9 protein-coding genes are annotated in these 19,831 nt (G+C 57.4%); 8 read left to right on the forward strand and 1 reads right to left on the reverse strand.

All coding sequences use genetic code 11. The annotated features are described in order from the left end of the window. Positions 1–28 precede the first annotated feature (28 nt). Together ACR0NN_RS17940 and ACR0NN_RS17945 are read left to right on the forward strand one after the other, a co-directional pair. The gene (locus ACR0NN_RS17940) at positions 29–6,976 is read left to right on the forward strand and encodes a neuraminidase-like domain-containing protein (protein WP_170722695.1); all 6,948 of its coding nucleotides are present in this window, start codon (positions 29–31) and stop codon (positions 6,974–6,976) included. Positions 6,977–6,995: 19 nt separating this feature from the next. After that, on the forward strand, positions 6,996–10,355 hold the full coding sequence (locus tag ACR0NN_RS17945; RefSeq protein ID WP_480685245.1) for a Tc toxin subunit A-related protein: 3,360 nt from the start codon (positions 6,996–6,998) through the stop codon (positions 10,353–10,355). A gap of 23 nt (positions 10,356–10,378) precedes the next feature. On the opposite strand, the gene ACR0NN_RS17950 is transcribed toward ACR0NN_RS17945, so the two are convergent. Then, entirely contained in the window at positions 10,379–11,908 is a 1,530-nt protein-coding gene (locus tag ACR0NN_RS17950) for a sulfatase-like hydrolase/transferase (RefSeq protein WP_170722689.1), read from the reverse strand. A gap of 367 nt (positions 11,909–12,275) precedes the next feature. On the opposite strand from ACR0NN_RS17950, the gene ACR0NN_RS17955 reads away from it, so the two are divergent. The 6 genes from ACR0NN_RS17955 (at position 12,276) to ACR0NN_RS17980 (ending at position 19,829) form a co-directional block, all read left to right on the forward strand. Beyond that, positions 12,276–13,079, forward strand: coding sequence for an inositol monophosphatase family protein (locus ACR0NN_RS17955; RefSeq protein WP_170722687.1), 804 nt, complete (start codon positions 12,276–12,278; stop codon positions 13,077–13,079). A gap of 4 nt (positions 13,080–13,083) precedes the next feature. Beyond that, positions 13,084–14,784, forward strand: coding sequence for a Na/Pi cotransporter family protein (locus ACR0NN_RS17960; RefSeq protein ID WP_170722685.1), 1,701 nt, complete (start codon positions 13,084–13,086; stop codon positions 14,782–14,784). 7 nt (positions 14,785–14,791) lie between these two features. Beyond that, positions 14,792–15,631 carry an EamA family transporter gene (locus tag ACR0NN_RS17965; RefSeq protein ID WP_170684686.1) on the forward strand — a complete coding sequence of 280 codons (840 nt, stop codon included), beginning with the start codon at positions 14,792–14,794 and terminating at the stop codon, positions 15,629–15,631. A 178-nt stretch (positions 15,632–15,809) separates the two neighbouring features. Beyond that, positions 15,810–16,703, forward strand: coding sequence for a DeoR/GlpR family DNA-binding transcription regulator (locus ACR0NN_RS17970; RefSeq protein ID WP_170722683.1), 894 nt, complete (start codon positions 15,810–15,812; stop codon positions 16,701–16,703). A gap of 20 nt (positions 16,704–16,723) precedes the next feature. Continuing rightward, positions 16,724–18,763 carry an ABC transporter substrate-binding protein gene (locus ACR0NN_RS17975; protein WP_170722680.1) on the forward strand — a complete coding sequence of 680 codons (2,040 nt, stop codon included), beginning with the start codon at positions 16,724–16,726 and terminating at the stop codon, positions 18,761–18,763. A gap of 61 nt (positions 18,764–18,824) precedes the next feature. Further along, positions 18,825–19,829: an ABC transporter permease gene (locus ACR0NN_RS17980; protein ID WP_170684680.1), complete on the forward strand. Its 1,005-nt coding sequence runs from the start codon at positions 18,825–18,827 to the stop codon at positions 19,827–19,829. Positions 19,830–19,831 lie beyond the last annotated feature (2 nt).

Below are 19,831 nucleotides of genomic sequence, written 5' to 3' on the forward strand. Positions count from 1 at the left end.
ACGCAGTTGTCAGAAAGGGTATCTCCTCATGACCAAAGTTACGCATCCGCTAAAGCCCAGAATGCGCCGTACCACGGTGGGCGATCTGCAATCTGCTTTGCTGTCACTGCTGCGTGAAGGGCTGTTGCTGGCCAATGACATCAGCGCACGCAGGGCGCTGATCGATAACGTATCTCGCGAGAAAGACGGTCGCGTACCGACCTATGGCAAGGGCACGACCGAGGCCGTCCGCCTGATCCAAAAAGAGACAGATCTGTCTCCGACCGGAAGCGTCGACAAAAGAACGGCGGCTGTGATCAACGATCTGGTTGCCCGTCTCGATACACCTACGGATTTTGGCACCTACCGTGTCAGCGGCAGCGTCATAAGTGCGCAAAGTGCGGCTGTTGATGACCTTGCTGTTGTTGTAGTCGACAAGGGTGTTGGTGGTGACGTTGAGCTGGGTAAGACGACAACCGGTAAGCGCGGTACCTTCGAGATTGTGTTCTCGGGTGATCAGATCGCAAAGCGCGACAAGGATGCGCCCGATCTGCAGGTGCAGGTTCGCTTGGATGGCGACGTGGTTGCCGCGTCCGAGGTCGCCTATGACGCGGGATCGGATACCGAGTTGTCTGTGGTTCTACCTGCGGAAATTGCTGGGAAATTGTCGTCTGAGCACGCGACGTTGACCAAGGCAATCTCGGGGCAGTTCAACGGCACGCTGTCAAAGCTTGAAGAAAGCGAAACCCGTCAGGACATCTCCTATCTTGCCAACAAGACGGGTTGGGACGCGCGTGCCGTGGCGCTTGCATCTCTGTCTCAGCAATTGTCGGACAAGACTGCTGGCCGGCGGGGTCAGCGTATCGACTCTGGTCTGTTCTATGCGCTATTACGGGCAGGTGTTCCCGCTGATGACACAGCGATATTTCGAACACCTCCGGCCAAAGTGGTACAAATTTGGAAATCCGCACTGGATGAGGGGGTGATCGACGCCAAACTGGCGGGTCAAACAGATGCGGCGCTTGCCCGGTTTACCGAAATGTCTGCGCAGGTCAGGCTGGATACGCCACCGCCAGGCGCATTGGCTGGAATGCAGCCCTTGCTTGCGCTGTCTCTGAACCGGGATGAAGAGCGTGAGACTTTTGCGGCGCTTCATGCAGCGCATGGTGATGACCTCAATACCTTCTGGACTGAGGTTGAGGGTAAGTTGGGCCAGGATAAAGCAGCCCGGCTGCAGACCGATGGCAAGCTTGCTTATCTGACGCTCAACAATCCCAAACTGGTCGAGCGCTTGCACCGTGACACCGATGGCGATGCGGGCGGCACATTAGGCGGGTTGGTTAAGGCGGGCTTTCACAAAACCGACGCCTGGGCTGCGATCATGGATGATGCTGACCCTGTGCCAGAGGCGGTTCAGGGCCGGGATGCAGCTGAGAGGCGCGCCAACTACGCCGAGTTCATGGCCGCTCAGATCCGGCTGTCATTCCCGACTGCAGTTGTTGCGGAAATGGTTCGGGCTCAGGAAACACCGTTGGCAGATACGGGGCTATCGAACAACGTGCATGATTTCTTGGCGAAACATGCAGATACATTCCAGATCGGCCAGCAGCCGGTTGCGCGCTTCATCGCGCAGAACGCACTGGATGAACCGCCCGAGGTGGTGCGCGAAATCTCACGCATTCAGCGGGTTTATCAGATCACGCCCGACGATAGCAGCATGAATGCCATGTTGGGTGCGGGGTTGGATTCAGCCTATGCCATCGTCGCACTGCCACAGGATGAATTCCTACGCGCCAACAAGGCTGTTCTGAACGAGGCCGTCGCGATGCAGATCTACCGCAAGGCGGAGCAGGTCCATGGTGCGGTTTTGAATTTGGCGACCGCCTATATGACCCATCGGATGATGCCTGCCATCGGCCCCAGCGCGAACGCTGTCGAAGGGTTCCTGAATCCATCGCCGGGTGGGTCAGACAATTTTGGCGACGTACTCGCCTATTCCACCCTGGAAGAGCTTTTTGGTTCAATGGATTATTGCGGGTGCGAGCATTGCCGGTCGGTCCTCAGCCCCGCAGCCTATCTTGTGGATCTTCTGCTGTTTCTCGATCGCCCGGCAACCGAGATCCCGAATGGCTTCACCAATCCGCTGGATGTATTGCTGGATCGGCGGCCCGATATTCAACACCTGCCTTTGACTTGCGAAAACACCCTGACACCCGTTCCGTACATCGATCTGGTGAACGAGGTGCTGGAACATTTCGTCGTCAACGGTATGTCTTTGGGTGGATATCAGGGTCATTCAACCGATGGTCAGACCCCGCCTGAGGAATTGCTGGCCAGCCCGCAATTTGTGCGTGATGCGGCTTACACCACGCTGGCCACTGCCCAATTCCCGGCCCCCTTGCCGTTTGACCGATCTTTGGAGGCGCTGAAGGCCTTGTTTAATCGTTTCGACGCACCTTTGCACCGGGTTATGGCTGATCTGCGTTCGTCCGATGCGCTGGATGATGCACCATATGGTTGGCGTGACATATGGTTGCAGCGCTTGAACATTTCGCGCGGCCTCAACGCAGTCCTGACCGAGAGCGTATCGGTTGCTGGCGCGGCTCGGCCTGACCTGACCGCGCGCGCGCTTTATGGGTTTGATGCGGGTGCCAACGCGGCTGAGATTCGCGACGGGCTGGAAAGCGTGCGTGATCTGTGCCGCCGAACCGAGATCACGCCGGTTGATCTGGTGAATATCCTAAAGACAGAATTCATTAACCCCGGTGCCGCGCTGATCCCGAAGCTCGAACATCTGGGATTGGGTTTCGACGACATCCGCGCTTTTCGGGATGGTGCGATCAACTCGGCCGAACTGCAAAGCCGGATGGCTGCCGGGGTCGAACCTGAACGTTTTGGTGGTGATATCGAAGCATGGTTACTTGATGACACCACGTTCGATCGGATCATGGGGCTTATCGTGCTCACCAATCCGCAAGACCCGTCGGATATGTGCGATCTGAGCGCACTTGAACTGCGTCATCCAGACCCCGATCCGCTGTCCAACCGCCTTGATTGGAATGAGTTTATCCGGATCAACCGGTTTGTCCGCCTCTGGCGTGTTCTGGGCCTTAGCATTGCCGACACGGATGCCATCATCTCGGCGCTTTATCCATCGGATCAGATGCCGGATGGTGCTGATGCGCAGGTTGATCTGGGCCGCATGGATGCCGGATTTGCAGTACTGCTATCGCAGCTGGGCATCGCCATGTCGGCCCTTGATGCACTTGAGCTTAAGCCCGAGGCGGCGCTGCGCCCGATCCTCGCTCTGTTTGGACCCATTGGCACCCACGGAACTACCGCGTTGTTCCGCGAAATGTTCCAGCGGCCTGCTCGTGAAAATCCCATCTTTGCCGAAGACGGCTTTGGAGGAGTTCTCACCGATCCCGCAGCCCTGCTGCTGCCCGAGGCGGAAACTTTGCGCGCAGCCTTTTCGCAGACAGGGCCGGAATTCAACCGGATCGTGGCTGTTTTGGGGTTCGACGATACGACCCCTCTGACAGTCGAGACCGTCAGCGCCATCTATCGGCGCGGTTGGCTGGCGCGTGCGCTTGAGCAAAGCGTGCCCGGATTGGAGCATCTTCTGCAGGCCACTGGCCTTGATCCTTATGGTCCGCAAGACGCCACCGGACCCGCATTACTGGCAGTCATTGATCTGGTGCGCCGCCTGTCTGATCTTGGCCTGTCGCTGGAAACCGCTCTGGCGCTACTGCTGAACCATGACCCAAGCGGCCAGACGATCCCGCCTGCGGAAAACATCACGACCCTGGCGCGTGATCTGCGCGCTGGATTCATGGCGATCACTAATGATTTTGTGCTTGTGGATGACCCGGATGGCGGCATTGCCCGCTCTCACATGGCATTGGTCTATGGGGCCGAAGCGACAGAGCAGTTCTTTGGATATCTCGAGGCCACGTCCACGACCGAGGTTGTGTATGACCATTCTGCGCCAGCATTGGAGCCTGCGATCCTGGCCGAGGCGCCCGATCAAATCACCTATGACGATTTCCGCAAGGTTCTGACCTTCAATGGGCTGATGTCGACCACGATCAGGGATGCGCTGCAGGCTGTGGGTGGAACACCTGCTGCCTTTGGTCCCGCGATCGATGCGTTGTTCAACGCCGCTCAGGCGCAATCTGAGCCGTTCTTCACCCGATACCCCGAATTGCTGCCCCGTCATGACGCCTACCGCAGTTCTGCCGCACCTAAGGCCGAAGCGTACCGCGCCTTGCTCGAAGGTATTCTGCCGCAGTTGATTTCAAGGCGTAAACGCCAAGTGGCACTACAGCTTCTGGGCACCGCGATCGAGGTGGAAGCCGATATGGCGACCGCCTTGTTCGAAAAGGCCGAGGTTCTGCATTCAGCCACAGATCCGGCCAGCCCTGCGCTTGAGGACGCATTGATGCTCGAATCCGGTGGGTTGAGTGCTGAAATCAGCGATGGCCCCGCCCACACCGCGCCGCCAGCGCAGGTTGAAACCCTGTCGAGTGCGATTGATTTTTCCTCAGGCGGGACACCGCTGCCGGATAATCCAACCACACCGGGCGCTCCTATTTCGATCCGCTTTCGGGGTTATCTGGAAGCGCCTGAAAATGGGAACTTCAACATTGCCATCGAAGCCGATGCAGGCGCGACCGTAACGCTCAGCATCGCTGGTGACCCCGTTCCCTTGGCCGAGGTGGGCGGTATATGGACAAACACAAGCGCCATCGAACTGCGCGCGGGCAATCTGGTCGAGATCTCGCTGGGCGCAGTGAATGTGGCCGACCGTCTGGCATTACGTTGGAGCGCGCCGGGGCGCGGAACCGAGGTCATCGGCGCATCGCATCTTTACCCGGCTGATCCGGTCTCGCATCTGGGCGCATCCTACCTGCGCACACGCCGTATTGCACGGCTGTCCGAAACTCTGAAACTCGGTGTTGCTGAGGTCTTGCACCTGACGACACATGGCGATCTGCAAATTGCAGGTGCGGCGTGGCCCAACAGCTTGCCCGTTGTTGGTACGCCCGATGACCCGACCTCTGCCGCGTTGATTGAAGTGCTGGTGGCTCACTTGCGTACGGCCCGGCTAAAGACGGCTTATGCTCCCGACAGCGCCCGGCTGATCTCAATCGCAGCGGATCCTGCAAACGCCATCGCGGACGCTGAGGCAGAACTGTTCCAGGTCACGCGCTGGGATCCCGCAGACATCTCTGCTCTGCTGGCGCATTTCGGATTGGCTCCGGCTGACATCGGCGATCTGGGCGTCTTGGAGCGGCTTCACGAAATCTCCCAATGGCTCACGGCACTTGGAATACCAGCAACCGCGCTGATCGCTGCCGCGACACCCGCTCCGACCGGACCCGTTGTGCGGAATTTCCGTGCCGCCCTTCGCGCGCGCTATAGCCCGGATGACTGGCTGAAAATCCTGCAGCCGATTAATGACCTCCTGCGTAAACGCCAACGCGACGCGCTGGTGGCGCATATCCTGCACGATCTGCGCGGGCGTCCGGATGCGGCGCATATCAACACCCCCGAAAAGTTGTTCGAATACTTCCTGATGGATGTGCAGATGGAACCCTGCATGCTTACCTCACGCGTCCGTCATGCCTTGTCCTCGGTCCAGATCTTTACCGAGCGTTGCCTGATGAACCTTGAACCCCGGGTGGCCGCATCCAGCCTCAGGTCCAAGCACTGGGACTGGATGAAGCGCTATCGCGTGTGGGAGGCAAACCGCAAAATCTTTCTGTACCCCGAAAACTGGATGGAGCCCGAACTGCGCGACGACCAGTCGCCCTTCTTTCGTGAAGCGATGAGCGAGTTGCTACAGGGTGATATCACCGAAGAACGCGCAGCCACCTCGCTAATCGGGTATCTTCAGAAACTGGAAGAGGTCGCCAAGCTGGAAGTTTGCGGCCTTTACCAGATCGATGGTGATCCGGGTGCTGCAGACGATGTGCTGCATGTGATCGGGCGCACCGCCGGGGCCAAGCGCAGCTATTATCACCGGTCTCGCGCCTATGGGTCTTGGAGTGCGTGGGAAAAAATCTCACTCGATATCGAAGACAACCCGGTGCTGCCGCTGGTTTGGGACAATCGTTTATTCCTGTTCTGGATCAAGATGATGCCAGAAAATACGGCGCAGGGAACACCCAATGCGGGATCTGGCCCGCTGGCCGAGGTCGAGGCGTCATCGCTGATGGATGTTGATGAGCCCGCGTTTGACGTCAAGGTCATGCTGAACTGGACAGAGCGCGTGGATGGCGTGTGGCAGCCACCCCGCAGCTCGGACCCGGATGAGCCCTTGTTGCTGCGCGAAAACGTTCCGGCCCAAGAGATGCGCAACTTCCGCAAAGGCATCCGCCTGTCTTCGTTCCCATGGACCAACGGAATGCGCATTTCGATCTCGTACAAGGATTGGCTGGGTGTTTCGTTCTTCATGTACAACACGTTCAGCACGCCTGATACGCGTTCGCCCAAGAAGGCACCGCACTTCCTGCCGAAACGTATCACATCAACCGGATCGAACCGTCTTACCACGATCTATTCCCATGACGGGATTACGCATCGGTTGCTGTCCAACAAAGCGCCTGATCAGGCCACGCAACCACATCATCCGACCAAAGGCGAAGCCTGGGAATCGCCGTTCTTCTATGCCGACCCGCGCCACGTGTTCTACGTGTCCACGAAACAGAAGATCGTCGAAGTTGTAACCTGGCTTGATTTTGGCCGCGCTGCTGAGGTTGATCCAACCATCGAAAGCATGGTGCTGGCGTTTGAACCATTGGCCAAACAGCCGGACCGGATAGAAACCGTGACTGCCATCCCCGGCTTTGGCAGCGCCGATCTGAGCACTCTTCGTGCATTCGTGACTGAAGATGCATTTGTGTACACGGCCTTGGGCACCGGTGGCACGGTCCGTTTTGGTGATCGTGAGATCGGCCCGATGGGCAGCACTGTCCGCATGCGTCGCACTTGAACCGGAAAGGATTTTGATCATGGATACCAGCAAGATCAGCACCTACGGCTATCATCACCTGCTTGATCAGAACATTTTCGGCCCCCAAAAGGTCAAGCTTACCAGCTATGAAAAGCACTGGGACTATACGTTCGAGAACTTCTTCCACCCCTTCGTGTCACAGTTGGTCGAGCGGTTGAACACGCAAGGCGTGTCCGGGATGTTGTCCCCGGATTTCCACAAAAGCCTGCGCAAATCGTTCTTCAATTCGCTCTATTCCCCGCAGGAAACCGACAAAATCGATATCCATTCGTTTCCAAAGGAAATCGACACGCGGATGGGTGGGCCTTATGCCAACTACAACTGGGAACTGATGTTCCATGTGCCGCTGACCATCGCTGTGCACCTGTCAAAGACCCAACGCTTTGCCGAGGCGCAGCGCTGGTTTCATCTGATCTTCGACCCAACCGAAAACGACCCTAATGTGCCGGCGCCCACACGGTATTGGCGTTTCCTCGCGTTCCGCGAGGGCGAAGCCCAATCCATCGATACGCTGCTGGCCCTTCTCAGCAAACCGAACGACGAATGTACCGATGCGGAACTGGCCGAGAAAGAAGCGATCCTCAACGGCTATGAGGCGGTGCGAAACACCCCGTTTCAGCCCTTTGCGGTCGCGCGCACCCGGATCATTTCGTTCATGATGCATGTGGTGATGAAGTACCTCGACAATCTGATTGCCTGGGGGGATCACTTGTTTCAGCAATTCACACGCGAAGCCATCATGGAAGCGCTGCAGATCTATGTGCTCGCCTCGAACCTGCTGGGGGACAAGCCGCAACGCTCACCTGCAGGCGGAACAACCACACCGCGGACATTCGCGCAACTTCGCGCCCAGGGGCTTGACCCGATGGGCAATGCGCTGGTCGAACTTGAAGGTGCTTTCCCTTTTAACTTCACAACGCCTACTGGTGCAGGCACCAGCGAGAGTTCCGCGCCGCTGTTTGGCATGGCCCGCACACTGTATTTCTGCATCCCGCACAATGAAAAGCTGCTGGGCTATTGGGATACGGTTGCCGACCGGTTGTTCAAAATCCGCAATTGCATGGATATCGAAGGGCAGGTTCGTCCGCTTGCCCTGTTCGACCCACCAATCGATCCCGGAATGCTGGTCAAGGCGGCAGCGGCTGGACTGGATATCGGCTCTGTCGTATCAGGCTTTAACCAACCGGTCAGCCCGGTTCGTTCGCGCGTGCTGATCGAAAAGGCGGCAGAACTGGCCGGTGAGGTTCGCAACATCGGATCGGCCTTGCTGACCGCCTTGGAAAAACGCGACGCCGAAGCGCTCGCCCTGTTGCGGCAAGGTCATGAAGTCAGTTTGCAGAAACTGCAGGTCGATCTGCGCTATCTACAATGGAAAAACACCGAGGCAGCGACCCAAGCCCTGATCGGCAGTCGCGGCGCGGCCCTTGAGCGATTGAACTATTACAAGCGCTTGCTGGGTCAGGAAGCTGATCCAAATGCACCCGAGACCCTCGATTTGACCCGCCAGACCCTAACAAAGGCCAATTTCGACGAAGCCTATGAGGCGCTAGTTGCGCAGTATGACGTACCGGTTCAGCAGTTGGAATTCTCAAACCTTGAACGTCCGGGCGATGGCGATGGTGCGCAATCGTCGGGTCAGACCGGAGGCGGAGACCTTCACCTGTCGCAGAAAGAGCATGAAGAACTTAATGTTCTGTTGCCGATAGCCCGGGATACTGCGCTGGCCAAATCGGTGTTCCACGCGATTTCAGCAACCCTAACCCCGATTCCCGACCCGAAACTGGACCTGCATTACTGGGGTCTCGGCGGCACCATCGACTTTAAGGTGGGAACCGTGCTGTCCTCGGTCATGCGGATTGCGGGGGATGTATCTGGGATGGTCGCGGACTGGAACCGTGATCAGGCCGGGATGGCGGCCCGCACTGCTGCCTATGAACGCCGCGCCGACGAATGGATTTTACAGCACAATCTGGCGGCTCATGACGTGATGCAAATCGGGCGTCAGATTCTGACCTCGTTGATTGCAGAGCAGGCGCAGCATCGCGAATACCAGAATATAAAAAAGGCAATTCGCTTGACGGAACAGACCCGCGATTTCCTGCAGGAGAAATACACCAACGAAGAGCTTTACGGTTGGCTGCAGGGTGAGTTGTCAAAGCTGTATTACGAGTACTACCGCTTTGCTTTCGATACCGCGCGGCGCGCCGAGCAAACCATGAAGGCCGAGCTGATGCGGCCCGAGCTGGATCAGAAAACCTTGGTGCAGTTCAACTATTGGGACGGTGGTCGCAAAGGGCTGTTGGCAGGCGAAGCACTGCTGCTGGACATCAAGCGGATGGAGCTTGCCTATCATGAACACAATCGCAACGAATACGAGTTGACCAAACATGTCAGCCTGCTGCAAATCGATCCGTTGGCTTTGGTCAATCTACGACGCACGGGTAGATGTACCTTCAGAATCCCCGAGGCGCAGTTCGATCTGGATGGGCCGGGGCATTACTTCCGCCGGGTCAAGAGCGTGGCGCTCAGCCTGCCTTGTGTCACGGGGCCATATATCGGTACGCATGCGAAATTGGTGCATCTCAAAAGCAGCATTCGCCAAAGGCCGGATATCGGGGATGGCTATGTTCGCACGGGACCCGAAGACAATCGCTTTGCCGATATCCATAGCGCGGAAAGCAATGTGTTCAGTGCGGCGCAGATGGAGACCGGTCAGTTCGAGGGCATGCCCGACGACCGCTATTTGCCGTTCGAAAATGTAGGCGCTGTCAGCGAATGGCGGCTGGAGCTGCCAGCGGACCCAACGCAAGGCGATCCGCAGCAATTTGACTATGACACGATATCGGATGTGGTCCTGCACCTGCGCTATACCGCGCGCGATGGCGGCGGGCCTGTACGGACTGCAGCCGTTGATCAACTGAAGGCAGATATCGCGGCAGACGGCACCATCGGTAATGTGCGGCTGTTCTCGCTGCGGCACGAGTTCCCGACAGAATGGGCACGCTTCCGCCGTGAAACACCCGCCGCGGGCGGACGTCACGAGCTACGTTTGACATTCAGGCCCGAGCATTACCCCTATTGGTCGGCTGGTCGCCTCACGACGCTCAAGCGGTGTGATCTGTTTGCGGAAAGCAGTCTGAATGCAGCACCGGCAACCATCACCGTGTCGGATCGTGCCGACACCAGCGACGGAGCCGTGATTCAGGACACGCTGACCCGCCGACCGGAACTGGGTGATCTAGCGGTCGGTCAGTTGGCGACGGTTCCGTTGCCCGCAGGCCCGACGGGTGAGATCGTGCTGTTTTTCGACAACGCAGAGTTCGAGGATATGCTGATGACTGTGACCTGGGGCGGCTGACGATCGTCAGCGGCACGTGGATGCTACGGATGGAGCGGCCCGTCCGGTGTAATCATCCAGTTCGACAAGGTCTTGTCCATGTTCCGCATTCGATGGCGCAACATGTCACGCGTCATGCGTGTCAGGGTGGCGGCATGTTCAGGATATTCGGCCACATTCTCCATCTCTCTTTGCCCGTTGCTGTCGAACAGCAGAGGTGGGAGGTCTGCAGCGAACTCAACCAAAGTGAACCGGTCGTCGCGCAAGATGTTCAGGCAACTGTCCTCCAGCCCTGTATCCAGATCGCGTTGCCAGCGGGTCGGGGTCAGTGGGTCAGCAAAATCAAGCTCTGAGAATGAATAGCGGCGCCAGTTCTCGGGAGCTGAAGATTCTGCGTGAAGGAAAGGCATAAGCGAATTTCCATTCATGGAGTCCGGTATGGCCTGACCGACCCAATCGAGAATTGTTGGAACGATATCAATCGATTCCGTGGGTGCAGTAAATTGCTTATCGCGGGCACCATCGGGCATGCGGACGATCAATGGCGTGTGGTAAGCCGCGTCATAGACCGACATTTTGCCCCAGCTGTGTCGATCCCCCAGCATCTCGCCATGATCTGCGGTGACCACCAGCAACGTGTTGTCGTACTGCCCCGTTTCTTTCAGGAATGACACCACCCGGCCAATGTGATGATCCACTTCTGTGGCGAGACCCAGATAGACCGCGCGCAGCGTCTGAACCACCTTGTCCGTTGGTTCAAGATCCGGGAAACCTTCAACAAATCCGGCAACTGTGCTGTTGGCGCGTGCGGGTGCGAAAAACGGATGCAGAGCCTCCTCTGCCTCGGGCGTCGGCAGGCGCGATGGCATTGGCAGCGAGGCGGGATCGTACATTCGGTTGTACGGAGCCGGGGCAACCAGCGGCGGATGCGGGCGCAAGTAAGTCAGGTGCGCGAACCATCCCCGGTCATCATCTGCATAGGCTGGCATGGTTTCCAGAAACCGGTCCGTCAGAAAAGCGGTATCGCTATCCTCGGCCGTGTACATGGCGGGATCATTCAGCGCGGGCGCGCGGCCATCCGGGGCGACGGGTTTGAACACGTCGAAATAGGTGTCGAATTCGTATCCACGATTTTTCAGATGAGATCTCCACGGAAAGGACATCTCCATCCGCATTTCAAGCATCTCCTGAAACCCGGCCATGTGAAATTCATACGACCTGAGCGCCGGGTCATTTGCATCGAATACGCGAGGGTCTTGCGAGGTGTCAGTATATCCAAACAGCATCGGCAGGTAACCCGCCTTGCGCATCTCGCTAGCGATGGTGGGCGTATCGTGGCGTAAGGGCGTGCCGTTTCGCACAGACCTATGGTTCATTGCGTATTGCCCGGTCAGCAATGAGGCGCGCGATGGACCGCAGGGGTTGGTCACTGAAAAATGCCGCGTGAAAGAAACACTGTCTCTCATCAATGCCCGCATGTTGGGTAGGTCTACATGTTCTGTAAGGGCGCCGAACAGGCAGTCTGCCCGCATCTGGTCGGTAATGATGAACAGGACGTTGCGTTTGACGGACATATCCCGGTGCTCCTGATCGCCGAGCCGAATTTCGGGCTCAGCGTGTGTATCTCTGCAAGCGTACGGTGTGCTCGCTTTGCCTCATGATGGCGGTTGCCGCCTTTCAAAATCCACAAAAAGACTGCCCAATCAACCAAAAACGGAACAAAAATATTGAATAAGTTGGTTTTTGTGGATTATTGTCGATGTGTTTTGTGGAGTTTTATGACGTTGATTCCTCTGATGTGCCGCGCAAAGCAGCGTTTCAAAGTGACGATACAACTGGAAAGCCTGTGTACAACAACGATCTGCTATGCATCCGGTTTTCCCGTCACATATTCGCGTGCCGCAACAGGGTACCGGGTGCCGTGATGAGGGATAGATCCAGATGCTGACGCCACCGGATACGATTACCACCCCAGAGGGCATGACAGATATCGCATCCCACGCCACCGAGATCGCGCGTATCGCGGCGCAGGCTGCACGAGGGTTTTTTCGCGGACGGCTGGGCGTAGAATTCAAGGCCGATGAAAGCCCGGTCACCCAGGCCGACAGGGGTGTCGAAGCCGTGGTGCGGCAGTATCTGGCTGACCACTTCCCCGACGACGGAATCTTTGGCGAAGAACAGGGATTTGATGGACAGGATCGGCAGAATGTCTGGATCGTGGATCCGATTGACGGCACCCGCTCGTTCCTGTCGGGGCACCCTTTGTTTGGGTTTCTGTTGGGATATCTCAGAGATGGCGCGCCTCAATTGGGTGTGATCGGAATGCCCGCGCTGGGCGAAGTTCTGATTGGGGTCAAAGATCACGGGGCAACGCTAAATGGCGAACCTTTATCGGTTGGCGCGACGCGGCATCTCAGCGATGCGGTCCTTTTCGTCAACGAAGGGGATAAGATCTATCGGGATCACCCTGCGCTATTTGATCGGCTGATGAACTCGGGACAGACTCGACGCTTTGCCTATGACTGCTACCCGCATGCGCTGCTTGCGATGGGGCATGTGGATGCGGTGATCGATTATGATCTGCAGCCTTACGACTACCTGCCCGTCTCAGTAGTTGTCCAAGCGGCAGGCGGTATCATGAGCGATTGGGACGGCAATCCGCTTAACCTGAACTCGGACGGTCGGGTGATATCAGCTGCCACGCCGGAACTGCATGCTGAGCTTCTTAATCTGGTGAACGGATAACGGGATGGCGATTGTCAGTTTCCTCATAAGTCTGGCCGGTGCAACGATGCTGCTGCTTTTTGCCGTGCGCATGGTGCGGACCGGGATCGAGCGCAGCTATGGTGCTTCATTTCAGCGGGTGATGACAGGGCAACGCAGCTATGCTCAGGCGTCGATGGTGGGCGTTGCCATGGCGGTTGTTTTGCAAAGCTCAGCAGCCGTTGCCTTGCTGACTTCAGGTTTCGCCGCAGGGGGAATGCTGGCCTTTCCAACAGGGCTGGCGATGGTGCTGGGCGGGGATCTGGGCTCGGCACTGATCATTCAGGTGCTGTCCTTCAAACTGGACTGGCTGGTGCCGATGCTGCTTGCGATCGGCGGCTACCTGTTCGTCAAGACCGAGGCTAAGAAGGCGCGCCAGCTGGGCCGTATTCTGATGGGTATCGCCTTCATCCTGATCTCGCTGCGCTTTTTGCGCGAGGCGATGGACCCGATCCGTGATAGCGCCTTTCTGCCTGCTATTGCCGAGTATCTTGCCCGCGATTACATCACGGCATTCCTAGTCGGCGGGGCGCTGGCTTTTGTCATGCATTCCTCGGTCGCTGCGATTCTGATGTGTGTGACATTGGTGCAGATCGGGGCGATCCCCTTTGCTGCCGGTCTTTCACTGGTGCTGGGTGCCAATTTCGGCTCTGCTTTCATCCCGGTCTGGCTGACCCGTGGTATGGACCTGTCCGCCCGGCGCATTCCCTTCGCCAATCTTGCATTGCGGGGTAGCTGGTCAATCGTCTCGCTGTTTGCTGCCAACGTTCTGCTGCGGACCGGGGTGTTGGGCGAGTTGCAAGGTGGGCAGATGCTGGTGAACGCGCATCTGTTATTCAACGCCTCGCTGCTGATCCTGGCCCTGCCGTTCTGCGGCATGTTGCGCGCCCCGTTTGAGCGGCTATTGCCCGATCCCAAAAGCACTGAAAACAGCGCGCAGCCCGGCCAATCGATCAGCGCCTTGGACCTTGGCACCATTGGGCAGCCCAGCCAGGCGCTTCCAAACCTCAAGCGTGAGCTTTTGCGGATGAGCGATATGGTCGGTTCGATGTTCCGACCGATACTGGAGCTCTACCGCAGCGGCGAGAGAGAGCAGATCAGGGCGATCCGCGACATGGACACAAACGTGAACGAGTGCCTTTCGGGCATCCGGCAATATGTGGCGGCGATTCCTGCGGATGCGTTTGGCAAGGAAAACGCCAAGATCGCGCGGGATCTGATGGAATATGCGATCCGCCTGGAAACGGCGGGCGACGTCGTGGCCAAACGCCTGACCGCTTTGGCGGATGAGATGCGCAAAAAGGGCGCTTCGTTTTCGAAAGAAGGCTGGTCCGAGTTGATCGCGATGCATGAGGGCATTTTGGCCAACCTCAAACTGGCCTCAAACGTTCTGATCTCGGACGATCTGGAAAGCGCGCGCCTGCTGAGTCTTGAAAAGACCGAGATCAAACGGGCCGAACGTGACAGCCGCAAACGCCATCTGAAACGTCTGCAACATGGCAGTGCGGAAAGCTTCGAGACCAGCGATATCCACCTTGAAACCCTGCGCGCGTTTCGCGAGTTCAACAGTCACATCGCAGCGGTCGCCTATCCGATCCTGTACCGCAACGGGCAGTTGCTTGAAACGCGACTGATCGAGGAACTGCCGCAGATGGAGCAGGACCAGGATACAGAGATCAAAGGGTGATCTGACGGTGAACATCGGCATCGTTCTCATAATCCTTGCCGCCGCAATGCTGCACGCGATCTGGAACACCGTCGTCAAAACCGCCACCGACCGGACCGTCACATTGGGGCTGGTCGCCTTGGGTCACGTGGTACCCGGCGCGTTGATGGTTATGGTTCTGCCGCTGCCCGATATTGCAAGCCTGCCTTATCTGGTGGGCTCGACCGTTGTGCATTTTGGGTACTTTTACATGCTCAATCAGGCCTATCGGCATGGCGACCTGAGCGTTGTCTATCCGATCGCACGCGGGGTTGTGCCTGCGCTTGTGGCACTTTGGGCGGTGATCTTCGCTGGTGAGCATTTGCCCATGCAGGCCTGGATCGGAATAGCAGTCATTGCTGCAGGCATTCAGGTGTCCAGCTGGTCGGTCCTCAGGCAAGGTGTTGGTAGGGCATCGCTTGTTTTTGCGTTGGGTACAGGCTGCTGCATTTCCGTTTACTCACTCGTCGATGGGCTGGGTGTGCGGGTTTCGGGTAACATCCTGAGTTACTGGGCCTGGCATTCGGTTCTGCACATATTCGTTGTTGGTTTCGTCGCAATGCGGAGGGGCACGCAGCTGCTGGCTTTGCCGACGCGAACCTGGGTGATCGGGTTTGTGGGTGGCATGGTCTCGATGACCGCTTACGGATTGGTTTTATATGCCAAGAACTTCGCACCGCTGGGCGTTGTCTCAGCTTTGCGCGAAACCTCGGTGATCTTCGCAGCCTTGATCGGATTCCTGTTCCTGGGCGAAGGCAACCCAATGCGCCGCCTTCTGGCGGCTGTGATGATGGCGGCAGGCGTTTCCATGATCGCATTGTCGTCATGAAGACGCGCGCGACCGGCTTAGGTGATTCTAGCACGAGGCTTGGATTCCACCCGCCGCCCCACAGGAAAACGCAGATACATTTTGCTAAGATGACCGAAAAAGGCAAAAAAACCAAAATTGTCGCAAAAGATTTACATTTATTGTGGATTTTTGCGCGGAAATGTGACCGAGTTTGAATATGGATGATGACAACGTAACCATCCCACATCGCGGCCGAGAGCTGTTGGATGTCCTTGCGCGGCTGGGGGGATCAGCGCGCAACACTCAGATCGCCCAAATCATGGACGTTTCTGAGGAAACGGTGCGTCGGCTGGTCAAGGCGTTGGCGCGCGTCAACAAGGTCGAGCGTGTGCATGGTGGCACCTATCTGTCGCGCGCACAGGATACGCCCATGTTCTCGGGTGCGCTGGAACACAATGCCGACGAGAAGACCAAAATCGCCAAGCGCGTTTGCGCGCTGCTTGAAGATGAGATGGTGCTGTTTGTCACCGTCGGGTCTACGATGACCCATGTGGCCGAGCAGTTGCGCGAATTGCGTGGATTGACGGTCGTCAGCAATTCGCTTTCGGTGGTGGCCTCATTGGCCGATCACAATGGCACACGGGCTGTTCTGGCCGGTGGCGAAGTGATCCGGTCCGAACGCGGAAGCTTTGGCCGCGCAGCTGAAGAGCTGGCCTGCCAATACAGCTATGATGCGGTGATCTGCGGTGCAGATGCGCTGTCGCTGGTCGGTGGTGTGCTGGCCTCTAACCCGCTTGAGGCGGATCTGACTCGCGCGTTGCGTGGAAACGCACATCGCATGATTGTTGCGGCAGACCATACGAAATTCGGTGCGAGGGCAACCAACGTGTCGTCTCCGTTCGACAAGGTAACCGATCTGGTGACTGATGTCGCCCCGCCTGACGCCTTTGTCCCAGTCCTCAAGGATGCCGGGGTCAAACTGCACATTGCGTCGCATCACGATGTCAAATCCGGGCCGGAAAAAACAGAGCCTCGGAAGCAAAAAAAGAACAAGGAAGCCGCCGTCAGCAAATCGACCAAGTCGAGCGCTCGGAAACGCAAAGCATTATGAAATAAACCTAGGGAGAAACCATGAAAAAGCTTCTTATGTCTGGTGTGGCCTTTGCCACAATTGGGGGCGCGGCCTGGGCCAACTGCCCCGCTGCAACCGTCGCCGATATGCAGGGTGTATCTGCCGGTGCTTATCCGCAGCAATTTGATCTGTCCGAGTTTCAATCGGCTGCAAACTGCACGCTTAGCTTTGCCGAGAATCCGACGATTGGGGACCTGAACGGTATGATCCGAGGCAACGGCGATCTGCCCGCCGTGGCAGATCGCCTGCCTGCTGATCCGCTGGTCATCGTACCCTATGACTCGATCGGCCAGTACGGCGGTGTTTTGGATGCGCTGTCCAACGCCACCGAAAGCGGAACATCGGACTTCCTGTCGGTACGTCACGTGAACCTGTTCCGGTATTCGGATGACCTTCAGACTCTGGTGCCCAATGTGGCGAAATCCTGGGAATGGAATGATGACTTCACCGAGCTTACCGTGACTTTGCGCGAAGGTCACAAATGGTCGGACGGTGCGCCGTTCACCTCAGCAGATGTTGTGTTCTGGTACGATAATCTGATGATGGACACCAATGTCATCGCCGAGGCGAAAGACTATGCCTTGGCTGGCGGCGAACCCATGAAGGTTGAGGCGGTGGACGATACCACCGTTCGCTTTACCCTCGCTGCGCCCAAGCCAGGCCTGACCGAGACATTCTCGTTCACCTATGTGCAGCCTTACCAGCCCAAGCATTTCTTTGAAAAGTTCCACCCGGCGCTGGATGAGAATGCAGATGCCAACGCGCAGGCGCTTGGATACGAAAACGGGTACGAGCTGATCAAGGCCTATTATGGCAACTCGGACTGGATGGATACACCCTCGCCGATGCTGACTGCAGGCGACAAGCTGGCCGGTCTTCCGACTGACACCATGCCAACGCTTGAAAGCCACATCCTTGTGAAGGAAAGCACCGAGGGTCGCCATTATGTGGCCAACCCCTATTTCTTCCAGGTCGACACGCAGGGCAATCAGCTGCCTTACATTTCGGAGATGGATGAAACCTATGTACCGGATGAAGAGGTGCGCACGCTCAAGCTGCTGAATGGCGAGGTCGACTATAAGTCGCAAGGTGTGAACCTCACATCGGCTCCGGTGCTGCTGGAAGGGCAAGAAAACGGAAACTATACCGTCGAGGTGAAGCCTTCGATCGGCTACCCGGTTCTGACCTTCAACGTGACCGCAGAAGACGAAGCCAAGCGGGCGATCTTCAATGACATCCGCTTTAGAACCGCGATGTCTGTTGCGATGGATCGGGATCAGTTGAACGAGGTTGTTGCCTTTGGACTGGGAACGCCGACGCAGTATATCGGCTTCTCACCGCGTCCGGATTTCATCGATGAAAAGTGGGCGAACCATGAAATCGCCTTCGACGCAGACCGTGCCAATGCGCTGCTTGATGAGATTGGTCTGGTCGATCAGGACGGTGACGGCTTCCGCGATCTGCCAAACGGTGATCCGTTTGTTCTGGATTGGCAGTTCTCAACCCAGTCCGCTTCGGCGCAACTAATTGAACTGATCGCACAGAACTGGAAAGACGTTGGCGTCAACACCGCGATCAAAGAGGTCACCTCGGACGAGTTCCGCGCCGCTCAAACGGCGAACTCGCTGGATATGGGTCTGTGGCTGAAAAGCCAACCTGCCGGTTCGATCCTTGGGGATGGTGAGATCTGGGTGCCTCCGTTCGACGGTTATTTCGACGTACGCACAGGGATGCTCTGGGCAGAATACATCAGCTCGAACGGCGAAAATGGCGTTGAACCTCCGGCGTGGGTCGCTGAGTTGAAGACTGCTCTGGATACTTACCAGTCCAGCGCGCCCGGCTCGGATGCCTCCGTTTCCGCCGCGCGGAAGATGGTTGAAATCATGACCGGTGAGCTGCTGTTCCTGGGCACTGTGAACGCCCCAGCGCCGATCTATCACTCGAACAATCTGCAGAACTTCACGGAGTTCAAAACGCAGTCTTACGAGTTCTATCGGACCTATCCCTACCGCCCCGCCCAGTGGTGGCTGAGCGAGTAAGGGTCAGACGACAAGAAGGTGGGCGCCTGCGCCCGCCTTCACGCATCCTGCGGGGACAGACATGTTGCAATTCGGTCGATTTGCCGCCACTCGGGCGGTCATGGCGTTGGTCACTCTGGTCATCGTTTCGCTGATCGTTTTTTCGTTGATGGAGCTGGTGCCCGGAGACTGTGCCGAGCGCTATTTGGCGTATAAGAACACCCAAGGTTCCGCGATCACCGTTGCAGATGTTGCAGCCGAACGTGCCCGATTGGGGCTGGATCAACCGTTCCTGACCCGTTGGGCCACGTGGTTGTCGGGGGCGTTTCGTGGAGATTTCGGCGAAAGCTGCATTCTGCGCGTGAACATCGCCCAGCTTCTGGGCGACAAGTTCTGGCTGTCGCTGTGGATCTGCCTTGGCGCTTTGACGCTGGCTTATGCCATTGCCATCCCTGTGGGTATCATTTCCGCCGCCTCGCGCAGTGCCGTTCTGAACAATTCGCTGCGGATTGTTAGCTATCTGGGTCTGGCGATGCCGAACTTTCTGCTGGCCCTGATGGTGATGCTGGTTTCGACCGTCTATTTCGGCGAGACGCTAACGGGCTTGTTCTCGCCCGAATACAAAGAAGCGCCATGGTCATGGGGCAAGTTTCTTGACTTGCTGAAACACGCCTGGCTGCCAATCTTCATTCTTGGTTGGTCGGCTACCGCCTTTGCGCTGCAAACCGTTCGCGCGTTGATGTCGGACGAGATCGGCAAGCTATATGTTACGGCCGCTGCCGCGCGGGGCATTTATGGCCGCCGCCTGCTGTGGCGCTATCCGGCCCGTCATGCGCTGGGGCCGATCGTCAACAGCCTTGGCTTTGACCTGAACCGGATTTTCAACGAACTCCCCATTGTGGCGCTGATCCTGACATTGACCGAAGCCGGGGCGCTGTTGCTCGAAGCACTGGCGCGGTCCAATGACCAGCAGCTTGCAGGGGCCATCATCTTTCTGCTGACCGCTTCCATCGTGACGTTGAATTTCTTCACAGACATTCTGCTTGCGGCCATCGACCCGCGCGTCCGCAAAAGTATTCTCAGGTGACC

Source organism: Ruegeria sp. BA2 (genome assembly GCF_056539605.1).